General features: G+C 56.7%; 12 protein-coding genes and 1 pseudogene. 4 read left to right on the top strand and 9 right to left on the bottom strand.

Annotated features, from left to right (window positions below; all coding sequences use genetic code 11):
* Positions 1 to 125: 125 nt before the first annotated feature.
* Positions 126 to 1871, bottom strand: a complete 1746-nt coding sequence (locus A7Q03_RS01430) for a flotillin family protein (RefSeq protein WP_067446700.1) — start codon at positions 1869 to 1871, stop codon at positions 126 to 128.
* A 459-nt stretch (positions 1872 to 2330) separates the two neighbouring features.
* Between A7Q03_RS01430 and A7Q03_RS01425 the strand changes: the two genes are divergently transcribed.
* From A7Q03_RS01425 to A7Q03_RS01415, 4 genes and pseudogenes are all read left to right on the top strand, one after another.
* Entirely contained in the window at positions 2331 to 4568 is a 2238-nt protein-coding gene (locus A7Q03_RS01425) for a TonB-dependent siderophore receptor (RefSeq protein WP_082880641.1), read from the top strand.
* Between the two features lie 90 nt (positions 4569 to 4658).
* Positions 4659 to 4780 (top strand): annotated as a pseudogene (locus A7Q03_RS10045) (IS5/IS1182 family transposase); the annotation flags it as partial.
* A gap of 182 nt (positions 4781 to 4962) precedes the next feature.
* Positions 4963 to 6756: an ABC transporter ATP-binding protein/permease gene (locus A7Q03_RS01420; RefSeq protein ID WP_067446698.1), complete on the top strand. Its 1794-nt coding sequence runs from the start codon at positions 4963 to 4965 to the stop codon at positions 6754 to 6756.
* A 141-nt stretch (positions 6757 to 6897) separates the two neighbouring features.
* On the top strand, positions 6898 to 7407 hold the full coding sequence (locus A7Q03_RS01415) for a hypothetical protein (protein WP_156502923.1): 510 nt from the start codon (positions 6898 to 6900) through the stop codon (positions 7405 to 7407).
* A gap of 71 nt (positions 7408 to 7478) precedes the next feature.
* Here the strand turns inward: A7Q03_RS01415 and A7Q03_RS01410 are convergent, their stop codons facing one another.
* From A7Q03_RS01410 to A7Q03_RS01370, 8 genes are all read right to left on the bottom strand, one after another.
* Positions 7479 to 8915, bottom strand: a complete 1437-nt coding sequence (locus tag A7Q03_RS01410) for a hypothetical protein (protein WP_067446696.1) — start codon at positions 8913 to 8915, stop codon at positions 7479 to 7481.
* An 81-nt stretch (positions 8916 to 8996) separates the two neighbouring features.
* The gene (locus tag A7Q03_RS10040) at positions 8997 to 9512 is read right to left on the bottom strand and encodes a hypothetical protein (RefSeq protein ID WP_156502922.1); all 516 of its coding nucleotides are present in this window, start codon (positions 9510 to 9512) and stop codon (positions 8997 to 8999) included.
* 60 nt (positions 9513 to 9572) lie between these two features.
* Entirely contained in the window at positions 9573 to 10241 is a 669-nt protein-coding gene (locus tag A7Q03_RS01395) for an OB-fold-containig protein (RefSeq protein WP_067447344.1), read from the bottom strand.
* A 94-nt stretch (positions 10242 to 10335) separates the two neighbouring features.
* Positions 10336 to 11034 carry a GNAT family N-acetyltransferase gene (locus A7Q03_RS01390; protein WP_067446691.1) on the bottom strand — a complete coding sequence of 233 codons (699 nt, stop codon included), beginning with the start codon at positions 11032 to 11034 and terminating at the stop codon, positions 10336 to 10338.
* 86 nt (positions 11035 to 11120) lie between these two features.
* Positions 11121 to 12029, bottom strand: coding sequence for a tetratricopeptide repeat protein (locus tag A7Q03_RS01385; protein ID WP_067446689.1), 909 nt, complete (start codon positions 12027 to 12029; stop codon positions 11121 to 11123).
* 117 nt (positions 12030 to 12146) lie between these two features.
* A complete protein-coding gene (locus tag A7Q03_RS01380) occupies positions 12147 to 12446 on the bottom strand; it encodes a hypothetical protein (protein WP_067446687.1) in 300 nt (99 codons plus the stop codon).
* 77 nt (positions 12447 to 12523) lie between these two features.
* The gene (locus tag A7Q03_RS01375; protein ID WP_067446685.1) at positions 12524 to 12751 is read right to left on the bottom strand and encodes a hypothetical protein; all 228 of its coding nucleotides are present in this window, start codon (positions 12749 to 12751) and stop codon (positions 12524 to 12526) included.
* A gap of 112 nt (positions 12752 to 12863) precedes the next feature.
* Positions 12864 to 13532, bottom strand: coding sequence for a PspA/IM30 family protein (locus tag A7Q03_RS01370; protein WP_067446683.1), 669 nt, complete (start codon positions 13530 to 13532; stop codon positions 12864 to 12866).
* Positions 13533 to 13544 lie beyond the last annotated feature (12 nt).

The raw sequence follows: 13544 nt of genomic DNA, 5'->3' as shown, positions 1-13544 counted from the left end.
GTAAACGCAAAAAAGGCTACCTGAAACTTTAGCTAAGCAGAAACTGTGCTGCGTTCGTTTTAGCTTCGCAGAAACTCACTACGTTCGTTTTCAGGTAGCCTTTTCTTCATTCACACCATCAACTCTTATTCAGCCTCACCCTCCTCTTGCGGCTGTGTCTGGTTCGCAGGAGCAGCGGGATTGAGGCTTTGCGTGAGGCCGTTGATGTCACCGCCGCTCAAGCCCAGCTCTTTGAGCAAACCGTCCACCAGCGGAGCCTGGGCGCGGTAACGCAGGGCGCTGTTCACCACCTGGTCGGACAAAGCCGCGTTGCCTTGGGCGCTGGGGCTAGCTGAAACACCGTCTGCGGCAGCGCCGCCGAAACCGCCCAAGCCGTTAACTTGCAGAATCTTGATGTCGTCGATGTTTTCCATCGGGCGCACGGATTCGCGGATGATGTCGGGCAGGTGTTTCAACAAGGCGAGGCGCACTTGCATTTCGACTTGCTCAACGCTCAACACGTTGGCGGCCTCATTCACGGCACGGGTACCTTCGGCATCGACTTTGTATTGCTGCTCTTGCGCTTGTGCCAGCAGGACTTTGGCATCGGCTTCACCTTTGGCTTGCAGGCGCTGTTTCTCAGCTTCGGCTTCGGCGGCGATGCGCACGGCTTCGGCGCGGTCTTGCGCGGCCTGTTTCTCGGCTTCGGCGGCGACGGTGAGCGAAATCGCGTCTTTTTGCGCGGCTTCTTCGGCGGCAATCAGTTCGACCGCTTTGGCACGTTCGGCGCGTTCGGTTTCGCGCACGGTAATCACGCTCTCTTCTTCACGCACGGCGGCGGCGCGGGCTTTGTCAGCTTCGGCTTTGGCTTCGGATTCGGCACGCGATTTCTCGGCAACGGCGATGGCGCGATCTTGTTCGGCCAGCTCGATGGCTTTGCGGCGCTCAACCTCCGCCTGCTCAACGGCTTGGGCTTTGCGGATGTCTTCGTTTTTAATGTCGCGTTCGGCGGCGATGCGTTTCAAATCCACTTCGCGTTCAGCGGCGATTTTGGCTTCTTCCGCCTCGCGTTTTTTCTGCGCTTCCTGCTCGGCGATACTGGCTTCCTGTTCGGCGCGGCGCACGGCGATTTCGCGTTCTTGTTCGAGTTTGGCGTATTCTTCTTCGCGCGAGATTTTCAAGCGTTGCTGCTCGGCTTCGAGGTTTTTGGTTTTAATCGCCAAATCGGTGTCTTGTTCGATTTCGTTGCGTTTTTTGCGGCGGCCTTCGATGGTTTCGGTCAGTTTGGTCAGACCTTCCGCGTCAAAAGCGTTTTGCGGGTTGAAAAACTCAAAGCTGGTTTGGTCGAGGCCGGTCAGGGAAACGGTTTCGAGTTCGAGGCCGTTTTTAAACAAATCTTCGCTCACGACTTGTTGCACTTTCTGAACGAAATCAACACGTTTTTCATGCAACTCTTCCATCGCCATTTCGGCGGCGACGGCGCGCAGGGCATCAACGAATTTACCTTCGACGAGGTCTTTCAATTCGTCGGGCGACATGGTTTTCATACCCAGCGTTTGCGCGGCGGTGGCGATGCTCTCGGCACTGGGTTTGACGCGGACGTAAAATTCCGCCATCACATCAACGCGCATCCGGTCGCGGGTAATCAACGCCTGCTGCGCGGCACGGCGCACTTCAAGGCGCAGCGTATTCATGTTCACCGGAATAATTTCGTGCAGCACGGGCAGCACCATCGCGCCGCCGTTCATGATGACTTTTTCACCGCCGAAGCCGGTGCGAACAAAAGAAACCTCTTTGCTGGCGCGGCGGTACAGTCGGGTGAGGATGAGGCCGAGCACAAACAGCGCGACGAGTATCACGCCGGCAATAGTGGCAATGGAAATAAGGTTCATGGTTTTCCTTTCTTGAGTGGATTTCGGCAGCCTGGTGCTACCTGAAATGGTTAAACAAAACTGCAATCCCAAATTGAACAACACGAGCACAACTCAACACCAGTTCTCAGATAGCCGGCCAAATAGCAGAAAAGGCTACCTGAAAACCATAGAACTCCATTAAACAACATTCCCGCCATTTTCCCCTAAAACGCTTTTCAGGTAGCCTGTGGGTCTGCAAACCGCAGGCATTTTTCAATTGTCCGGCATAGCGTTTGTACCTGATTTGCAACAGTACTTGTCTTTTACACGGGAAGTTATATTTAAAAAACAAAAATCTAAATTAGGCATCATTTGGCACTGATTGCCAAAATTAGAGCAGGCATTAAAATGCAAATCGTTCTTAATATAGTTTACTAACCGATATGGCAGTAGGCTCATCCCAACTGCCTATTTTTAATGTTTAAGGGAAACATCCTCATGAAACAACCGCGCACACACCTCAAAGCCCTAATCCTCGCCCTGGCCGCCATCAGCAGCCCCGGCCTGCTTTATGCCGAAGGCACGAATGAAGCCCAGCCTGCCCAAGGGCAGGAGCAGCAGGCCGACAGCACCGAGCTCGAAGCCATCGAAATCACCGCCCGCCGCCGCTATGCCAGCGGCTACCAGCCCATTTCCGCCGATGTCATCGGCGGTGGCAACACCCCGCTGCTCGAAGTACCCCGTAGCGTAAACATCGTTACCCCCGCCGTGCTGGAAGACCGCCGCCCCGGCTCGCTGGACGAAGCCCTGCTCACCGTGAGCGGCATCCGCCAGGCCAACACCTTGGCCGGCACGCTCGAGGCCGTGGTGAAACGCGGCTTCGGCGATAACCGCGACAACTCCGTGCTGCGCAACGGCATGCAGATGACCCAAACCCACGTATTCAGCCCCACCGCCGAGCGCGTGGAAGTGCTCAAAGGCCCGGCCTCCACACTCTACGGCGTGCAAGACCCCGGCGGCGTGGTGAATGTGGTAACCAAACAGCCGCAGCTCAAACCTGCCCGCTCCGTGAGCACCAGCTTCGGCAGCCACAGCGCCCGCCAAGTGGGTGTGGATTTCACCGGCCCCATCGGCTCCAGCCAAAGCTGGGCCTACCGCTTCATCGCCGACTACCGCCAAAGCGACTACTGGCGCAATTTCGGCGAAATCAAGCAAACCACCATCGCCCCCTCGATCAAATGGATTGGTGAAAACACCACCATCACCGCCGCCTACGAATACTTAGACTACACCGTGCCATTCGACCGCGGCACTTTCCTCGACTCCACCCGTGGCGCAAACTACGGCAAACCCCTCGCTATTCCCGCCGAACGCCGCTTGGACGAGCCTTTCAGCGAGCAGAGTGGCAAAAACCATATGTTCCAGTTCACGCTCGACCAATATTTGAGCGAACAGTGGAAAATGCGCCTGAACTACGGCTTCACCTACCATACCTACGACGACTGGAAAGCCCGTATTGCCAACACCGCCGCCGGTATCAACACCACCACCGGCACGGTGCGCCGCCGCATCGACGGCACGCAGGATGCCCGCTTGCGTGTGCACAACCTGGCCTTAAGCTTCAAAGGCGACGTGCATACCGGCAGCGTACGGCACAAACTCGGCTTCGGCCTCGAAGCCATGCACAACGACCGCTTGCTGGGCAAAATCTACCAAAGCCCCGCCAACAACTACACCATCAATATGTACAACCCGGTGTATGGCCGCATTAGCCCGCAGCCCGGCGTGAACACCATCGACGGCCAAGGCAACAACACTCAGCAAACTGAAATCCTCAAAACCTTCGCCCTGTATGCCAATAACGATATTCATCTCGGCGAAAAATGGATTGTGTCTGCCGGCCTGCGCGCCGAGTATTTCGACCAATACGCCGGTCGCGCCAACCGCAATTTCGTATTCAAAGCCAATACCGACAACCACGGCTGGAACTTCTCGCCCTCGCTCGGCGTAACCTACCGCCTCACCCCGCAGTGGTCGCTCTATGGCAGCTACGCCACTTCGTTCCGCCCACAGGTTTCCGTGGCCAACGAAATCCCTGGTGATGCCCAGCCTGAAAAAGGTCGAGCCTTTGAAATCGGTGCCAAATTTGCCGGCGATCGTCTCTCTGCCGCAGTAGCCCTATTCCATATCGAAAAAGAAAATGTGCGCTACAGCGTAACCTCTGGCGGCCAAACTGAAACCCGCTTTGCCGGCCGCGCCCGCTCCATGGGCTTTGAAGCCGAAATGGGCGGCCAGATTACCGAACGCCTCGGTGTGAACGCCAACTATGCCTACACCGAAACCAAGGTGCTGGAAGCCGAAGCCGCCGCCCAAGGCCTGCCGCTGAACAATACCCCGCGCAACCAGTTCGGCCTATATCTGACTTATGATTTCGGCAACGCGCTGGGCGGCAACTGGCGCGCCGGCATCGGAGCCAAATACAACGGCGCATGGTATATCGGCAAAAATGCCGCCAGCGGCGACCGTCTGTGGAAAATTCCTGCAGCCACCGTAGCTGATGCCTTTGTCTCCTACGACACCAAAATCGGGGATAACAAGCTCAACGTGCGGCTCAACGGCAAAAACCTGACCAACCGCCTGTACTACACCTCCACCGTAGGCTCTTCGGCGCAATACCCGATGATCGCCATCGGCAATCCGCGCGAAATCAGCGTTTCCGCCAAGTTTGAGTTTTAAGCATTTGGCCACAGCATAACGCCCCATAGAGGCTACCTGAAAAATGTCATCCCGCTTTTCAGGTAGCCTTCCGCGCTGTTTGGCCTGCCTGTTTCAACCCCGTCTTATAGTGGATTAAATTTAAATCAGGACAAGGCGGCGAGCCGCAGACAGTACAAATAGTACGGCAAGGCGAGACAACGCTGTACTGGTTTAAATTTAATTCACTATACTGCCGTCTTATTTTTCAGGTAGCCTTTCAATCCCAAAGGGCTAGGCAAACCAAATTGGCTTTCGATACAAGGCGGTGAGCCGCAGACAGTACAGAAGTACGGCAAGGCGAACCAACGCGGCAGCGAAAGTTAAATTGGTTTGCCATACCTGAAAAATAAAGTTATCCAACCAAACACCACATATGAAACAAGAACAATGGAAAATCGAGCTCCTGGACAGCCCGCTGTGGCTGGTGCAGAGCTTTTTCGGCGTATTGCTGTTTTGCCTGATCGCCGCCTTCCTACTGCGCCGTACTACTTTCGGCCAGCGCTTCGAGCGCAGCCTGCGCCCCTGTTTAGCAAGCAGCAACCATATCCGAGTGTACCTGCTCTTGGCTGCGCTGCTCTTGATGGTGCTGCTCGAAGTGCGCATCAGCGTGCTCAATTCCTTTTTCTACAAAGGCCTCTACGATTCCCTGCAAGACCGCGCCGCAGCCGCCTTCTGGTTTTTCGCCGGTATCAACAGCGCCTTAATGGTGTTCAAAATCATCCATGCCCTGGCCGACGAGCTGCTCGAACAAGTCTTTATGATCCGCTGGCTGGAAAAACTCAACGCCGCGCTCACTCAAAGCTGGCTCGCCCATAAAAACTACTACCGCCTGCACATGCGCCGCCACGCGCCCGACAACATCGACCAACGTATCCAGCAAGACGCGCAAGATTTCATCGCCTCCACCGCCGAACTCGTGCACGGCCTGATCAGCGCCATCGTTTCCACCATCGAATTCACCGTCATCCTCTGGAATCTCTCCGGCGTGCTCAGCGTATTGGGGCTGGAAATCCCGCGCGGCATGGTGATGTTTATCTACCTCTTCATCCTCTTTGCCACCGCCACTTCCGTGTGGATCGGCCTCCCCTTGGTGAAGCTCAATTTCCAAAACGAACACTTCAACGGCAACTACCGCTACACCCTCGTGCGCGTGCGCGACCACGCTGAGAGCATCGCCTTCTACAACGGCGAAGCCGCCGAAGGGCGCAACCTGCGCCGCCACTTTGCCCACATCATCCGCAACCGCTGGCAGATTGTGTTCCGCAGCCTCGGCCTCAACGGCTTCAACACCGGCATCACCCAAATTTCCAACCTGCTGCCCCTCATGCTGCAAGCCCCGCGCTTTTTCGCCGGTCAAGTGAAAATCGGCGATATGCACCAAACCGTGCAAGCCTTCAACCGCCTGCAACGTGCCCTATCCTTCTTCCGCAACTCCTACAAAGACTTCACCGCTTATCAAGCCCGGCTCGAACGTCTCGACGGCTTCTTCCAAAGCATGCAAGACCACCTGCCCTATCGACAGCCGCAACACGAAGCTGAAAACTGCATCCTGCAGGCCGACAAGCTCACCTTGTACCGTAACAACGGCAACATCCTGCTCTCCGACGTCTCCTTCCGCGCCCAAAGCGGCGATTCCCTACTCATCCGCGGCCCCTCCGGCTGCGGCAAAACCTCATTGCTGCGCGCCCTGGCCGGCCTCTGGCCCTTCGGCAGCAGCGGCCACATCATCGGCCCCGCCCGTGAACACATCCTCTTCGTGCCCCAGCGCCCCTACACCCCGCAAGGCAGCCTGCGCCGCGCCATCTGCTACCCCAACATCCGCCCCGACGAACACCAGCTTACCGCCGCCCTCGAAGCCTGCCGCCTGGGCTACCTGAAAGAACTGCTCGACACCGAAGACGACTGGCAGCACAAACTTTCCCCCGGCGAACTGCAGCGCATCGCCTTCGTGCGCATCCTCATCACCCGCCCCCGCCTCGTGCTGCTCGATGAGGCCACCGCCGCGCTCGACGAAGAAACCGAAGCCGCCCTCTACCGCCTGATCCGCCAAGAGCTGCCCGACAGCATCATCGTGAGCATCGGCCACCGCAGCACCCTCAACGCCTTCCACAACCAAATCATCTGCGTGGGCGAAACCCTGATCGACTGCGGCACAAGCAAGATTTGAAATACCGGATTGTTAAAGAACAATTTGCCCTAAAGCAAACAATTTTCTTAAATTTGAAGCGATTATGGCGGTTTAAAAATGGATGCGCTATGATGGGGATGCAGCATTCCTTTTCACAAATTTACTTAAAAGGAGCACGCTATGCACCCCGTCAAACGCCTGTTTACCGGCCTAACCGCCCTACTGCTGGCCGGATTATTCTGCATTCAAACCGCCAGTGCACAAAACCTGCCGGGCATCGTCGATATGCGTGATGCCAGTTTGCAAACCGGCAGCCCGGAAGAAGTGGCCGCTGCCGAAAGCAGCTTGCTGGGCAAGCATATGTTTTCCCTGCAATGGATAAGCTGGGAGCGTTTCGGCACCGCTACCATCCGCCGGGGCAGCAACGGCCTAGAAATCAATGCCTACCAATCCTTAAACGGCGATTTCGTGAAACTCGACGGCCTAATCGAAGTCATCGACCGGCGCCATTTCTACTTCACCGGCAACGTAAGCACCCGCGTATATCACATCAACAACGGTCAAACCTGCGAACGCAGCGGCACTTTCCTGTTTCAAGCCAAAGACTCACGCCAATATTGGCGCATGCAGCCGATACAAAACCCCTGTGACAACGCAGCCGACTACATCGATATTTTCTTCAAACGCTGATGTCGGTTTTCAGGTAGCCCGAGTAACCAATTGGGCTACCTGAAAGCTTCGTCTTTTTCCCAACCAGCGCTTCAGCCGGCTCCTTCCCGATCTTCACTCACATACTCCAGCAGCGGCAGCCCGGTAGCTCGGCTGATTTGTTTGGCCGTTTTCTCTGCCGTTTGCCGGTTATCCCGCATTATCGAATCCGCCTCCAGCAGCCGTACGTTTTTGCCACCTTCTTTGCCTGCCAACCAGATTTCGCTCAAACCTACGCTCACACCATTGCGCCGCACGCGGCTGTAAATGCCGCAAAATTCCGATAGCGCATAGCGTTTTTCAGGTAGCCACTTGAAACTGTGCAGGCGGTACACAATCAATTCGTCTCCCAGCACGCTGTAGCGTACCTTGCGCAAGGTATGCCAACGGTGCGCCAGCCGCCCGGCGATAGACAGCAGCGCCACCAGCCAAAACAGCCGCCAGCCGACCCCTCCCTCAATCCACACCATCCCAAAAGCAAACAGCAAGAACAGTAGGCGCGAGAGCAAAGTGCCAACCGAATACACGGCAAATTCCGTCCCGTCCGCAAGTTTCGGCGCGGCACGTTCCGGCAGCTTCGGCTGCGGCTCGTGTTCCACCTGCCTGGCCGCTGCCAGCGCAGCTTTGATTTCGGAGGGCTGCCGCCAAGCCATTTGTGTTTGCGGCGTTTTCCGGCCGCGCCGCGCACGAAACACCCCGCGCACATCCGACACCGCCACTGCCAGCAGCCCGAGCGCCAGCAGCCCCGCGCCGAAATACAGCGGCTTGGGCAGGCTGCCGCTTTGCCAATCCGCCGCCAAACGCAGCAACCAGACCGCCAGCCAAGTCCACAACCCGGCCGCCGCCAGATTCACCGCCTGCCGCCACGCAGGCAGCGTTTTCGCTTGCAAAGGCTGCAACTGTGCCGGATTGGCTGCCGTTTCCTCCGCCGCACGGATTACTGTGTTGATTACCGGCCGTTTGGCCAAACCCGTTGCCTTAGCGATATGGTTCTGAATCCTGTCTAATTCGTGCAGCGAGCCCTTATGCGGCAGGAAATCTTCCTCTAATACCAAATCATTCCGCCCATCTGCTGATTCCAGCCACAAGCGCCCGTAGTAGCCACGGTAATCATTCTGCACCTTCTCCGCCGCCACCGCCGCAAACATCGAGAGCGGATATTCCCGCTGCGCCTGCCAGCCCCAACGCCAGCGACCGTGCAGTAATATTCCTCGCGCTGTGTCCAGCCGCAGGAAGTTTTTGCCAGTTAGTTTATGCCACCAGTCATACAGCAGCTCGCCAGCCAGTATCATGATTAAGCCGACCATCAGCACCCGCAACACCACTAACACAAATTCAAACCAAAATCCGTTACCCAACCAGCCGCCAGTCGTATCTATCAGCACATACATTGTCCACAATACGAACCCCCACACAAAAGCCGTCTGCCAGGCCAGCATTTGTCCGGAATACGGATACAGCATCACGATTTTGCTTTTATTCTGTTGCATGGCTTCCTCTTCATATACGGCAGGCTACCTGAAAATGTTGTGGCATCTGTTTTGGATACTGCAGAAATTCTGCTGCTATTTTCAGGTAGCCTCACCGGATTCCAGCACAGGCAGCCCTGTGGCTTGGCTCAAATCTGTCAAACCGGCCGCAAAGCGTTTTTGCAGTGCGCCCGTGCCTAAAAATATCCTGTCCAGCAGCACATCCTGCCCGCCGTTTTTGCCCACCAACCACACTTCGGCAATCGAGCCCTTGCCGCCGCGATACAGCCCGATAAATCCGTCCAACGGATAACGAGCTGCCAACTGCCAGCCGCGCAGCGACGCGGCATATACCAGCAGGCAATCCTCCGCCGCGCGGTAACGGATTTTGCGCATCCGCTGCCAAAACCGACTCAAGAAAAAACCGCTCAGCAGCAAACCGCTGATCTGCTGCAGCTGCAGCGCGCTATTCGCCGACCCCATCAGACAAGAGAGGGCAATCAGCAGCCACCCCAACGATGCCGCCGTCAGCAACCCCAACTGCCGGAACACCAGCTCCGTATCATACCGGCTGGAAGGCTCGGCTCTGGGTGGTAAATCTGGCATGGTATGAGCCATGTTGTCTCTCCTAGTTAGCTTGCCGCTTTAACTCCGTTGACGCTCCGCTTTCAGGTAGCCTCAATCCACCAAACTCCCGCTTGGATTCAAAATCGCCTTAAACGTGTTCCCCTCCAGCGACACCAAAAGCACCGCCTCGCCCTGTTTCAGCACACCTTCGCCGTCGGGCTCGGCCATCACATAATGCTGCTGCCCGTAGCTGTCTTTCACCCGCACCTGCACCGGGCTGCCCTGCCGCGCCTCACCCAGCACCACCGTACCCACGCGCCCGATCAGGCTTTCTTGCGAAACGGCGGTGGTTTCGTCTTTGGGCATGATTTTGTAGAGCCCGCCCGCCGTGAGGCGCACCAGGGGCAGCGCGAGAAACAGCGCCGCAGCCGCAGCCGGCCAAGCGTTCAGGTAGCTGCCAAACAGCCCGGCACACACGGATTGCAGCACATAGCCCGCGAGCCCGAACACGGCGAGAAACACCACCAGCAGCATCATCAGCGGCACACGCCCCACATACAGCCAATCCAAAAAGCGCACCAATGCGCCCGCCCCTTCGATGCCGCCGTGCAAATCGCCATCCAAATCCGCTTCCACCAGGCTGTCGGGCAACAGGTTATCGAGCCAGTCGGTGAAGCCGCCGGCCAAGAGCGAGAGCAACTCGAGCAGGCCGAGCATCAACATCAGGGCGATGGCGATGCCGAAAATTTCGGTTTCGGGGGCGTTGATTAAATTCCACATGGCGGGGTCTTTCACGGGTTGTCGGTTAATCGGGTTTCGCTTTCAGGTAGCCTTAAGGTGGAGGAAAGAGGCTACCTGAAACCATATTTCTATTTCATTTAATCTCTTGCAATGGCACGCGCTGCCGCCCCTGTTCGTCAAAATTCTCTTCGGCCAGCCAACACTGCATCCGCCGCTTAATCTGCGGCCATTCCGTATCCAACATGGCAAACCAGGCAGTATCACGGTTGCGGCCTTTATACACCACCGCCTGCCGGAAAATGCCTTCGAAACGGAAGCCCAATCGCTCGGCGGTGCGGCGTGAGGCCTGGTTCAGCGCATCGCACTTCCATTCATAGCGACGGTAGCGCAGGGTTTCAAACACATATTGCGCCAGCAAAAACTGCGCTTCGGTGGCGATGCGGCTGCGTTTGAGCCGTTCGGAATAAATCACCCAGCCCACCTCGATTACGCGGTTGGCGGTATCCGCGCGTTGCAGCGCCATGGTGCCGACCGCCCGGCCGTCGGCCTGATCGACGATGGCGAAGTAATATGGGTCGGCCGACTGCTCCAGCCGTTGCAGCAGCGCGTCCAGCTCGGCAACGCTCGCCACGGGGTTGAGCGAAAGATAGGTCCAATTTTGCGGCGGCGAAGCCGGGCCGTACACGGCATACAGATCCGCGCCGTGCCGCGCGGCGGAAAGTTTTTCCAAACGGCAGTAGCGGCCGGAGAGCAGCGTGGCTACAGGTCGATCGCCGAGCGTGTAACCGGGCAAGCTTTCGCCGACAGGTTGGTTGAATTCGTTGATGGGCATGGGTTTCTCCTTAGCTGTTTGTGGGCAGTAGGCTACCTGAAAATATAGGTTTTCACTTAACAAAAGTTTTCAGGTAGCCTTTTCATTTAAGGCTGGGTTTGTGGTGCTTGGTAGGGGATGAGGTTGTCTATACTGTCCAGCACGCTTTTTGTACCTTCGCGGCGGATGAGCACGTCCACATGAGCAACCTTGGCACGCAGATCGGCAGGCATTGCCCGCTCGAAGGTGCGGATTTTTTCGTCTATACCCAGCCCGACCAAAGCTTGGGCATCTTCCGGCGTTTGGTACACCCGAGTGCTTTGGAGCAGCAGATAGGCACTAAAGGCATTGTAGGGCTCGTGCTTGGGCACGCCTTGGTATTGTGCGTATTTGGAGGCCAGCAGATACATAGCCTGCGCATCATTCTTCAGCACGGCCTGGCGATACCAATACACCGCCCATTCGTAGCTCTGCGCCGTGCCTTCACCGGAATCGTACATCTGCCCCACCAGCCGCATGGCGCTGGGGCTGCCCTGCTCGGCGGCGGAAAGGTAGCTCTCGAAAGCATTTTGCGTTTTGCCGGTTTGATCGTTGCAAAGCGCCACGTTTTCCAAGCTGTCGCGGCTATTGAGTTGTTTGTGCGCCTGCTCGAACAGCCGACAGGCCTTCTCTTTATCCACCGCCACGCCGCGCCCCTCGGAATAGGCCACGCCGAGGTTGTTTTGCGCTTTGGCATGACCTTGCGCAGCGGCTTTTTCATACCACGGCACGGCTTCTTTCCAACGGTTGCCGCGCATATAGAGGCGGCCGGCTTCGTATTGCGCATCCACGCTGCCCATACGAGCTTTCAAAAGCAGCATGGGTGAAGGTTTACCCACTTCGCTCCGCCAGCCCGGCACAGGCATACCGGCATTCCCGGCCGCCGCCCACAACACCGCGCCGAGCACCAACACGCCCAACACCACCGGCACGGTGCCGACGCTTTTCTCTTCTGTCACACGCCTGTTGTTTCTCATGTTTTCATTTCCGATACTGTTGATTATTGAAGTTTTATTTTTTCAGGTAGCCTTTACGGCCTGAGAAAGGCTACCTGAAAACGAACGAAGCGGGTTTCTGCAAAACCAATGCGTAGCTCAAAGATAGGCATAAGCGCAAAGGAACAGCCACAGGCCGAGCGCGGGCAGCAGGATTTTCGGCCACGAAGGACTGGGCTTACCGAACAGGGTTTGCACAAACGATACCAGCGAATACACGGCGGCGAGAATCGTCCAGAAGATGGTGAACATAGCTACACGCGCGATGCCGTAAGACATGGTGCCGCCGGCGTTGGCTATGGCCGTCCACAGCGCGGGAATCAGCAGCCAGGCGGCGGCTAGGATGCCGATGTATTTGAGTTTGGCTGGAGTATCCAACTGCTCATTTGCTTGTTTCATCTTGTTTCCTTTATATTTTGGCAACCTAATTTTGAAACGGAGAGGCTACCTGAAAATTAGGTAGAACCCTCTGTTCGTTAACTGAAGTTAGCGTAAACCAGCATGCCGACCAGGGCGCTGATACCCAGCCACAGCGCGAGTTTGGTTTCCGCCCAATTGTCTTCCCAAAACTTGCCCCGAAACAGGCTGATGATGTCGGGGGTTAAATAGAATTTCACGTATTCGGCAAATTCTTCCCAGTCTTCAAACAGCAGGGTGTAAAGCAGCGCGGCGGTAACGAGCGCGGCGGCGATGGCGTATATCATGGGCTCTCCATGGGTGGGAATAAGCGGTGTTTTTCAAACAGCCTGCCTAGCAGGAAACCTTCTCTTTCAGGTAGCCTTATCAAAGCGTGGAAAGGCTACCTGAAATGTATGCTTATTCCTTGCTGTTGGCTTTCAACGCAGCCAGCCTTTCAGCAATGCGGTTGTTGCGGCTCAAATCTTCCAGTTCTTTCAGTTTGGCCAACTGCGCCGCATCGATGCTGCTGTGGATGGCGTTTTGCCTGCCCATCACGCGGTCGAAGGCACTGCCGCTTTTTTCGGCATCACGGGCGATGCGGTTCATGTCGCTGCCACCTGCCGCTTTGCCTGCACCCGCGCCTTGCTGTGCGGCGCGCCAGTCTTGCAACTGCTGCTGCATCTCGCGTTTTTTTGCCTGCAGGGCGGCGATAAAGCCTTCCAGTTCTTTTTCCTGCGCGGCGCAATCGGCAATGGTGTTTTCCAACACGGGCAGGCGCGCTTCGATGTCCATCTGCTCGGCAATGCCCGCTTCGGCCAAGTCGTCGCGCCCGGCCGCCACGGCGGCTTGCAGGTTGGCGTCGATGGTTTCGTGGCGGTTGCTCTCGTCGGCCATTTTCTTGGCAGCAAGATGCTTCTGCGCCAGCACTTTGCCTAGCTCGGCACGCACTTCGTCCACCGCGCGCTCGATTTCGCGGATGCTCTCGTTCATCACCGCCTCGGGCGCAAGGTTTTCCGCCGCATCAATCAGGGCATGAAAACCACCGCTTACCAGACGACCCACTCTGCGGGATAGGGTTTCGCTCATTTTTGATTTCCT

The organism is Eikenella sp. NML99-0057, from assembly GCF_001648535.1.
Taxonomy (GTDB): domain Bacteria; phylum Pseudomonadota; class Gammaproteobacteria; order Burkholderiales; family Neisseriaceae; genus Eikenella; species Eikenella exigua.
Note: the sequence above shows the minus strand (reverse complement) of the source record. Positions and strands in the feature narration are given on the sequence as shown.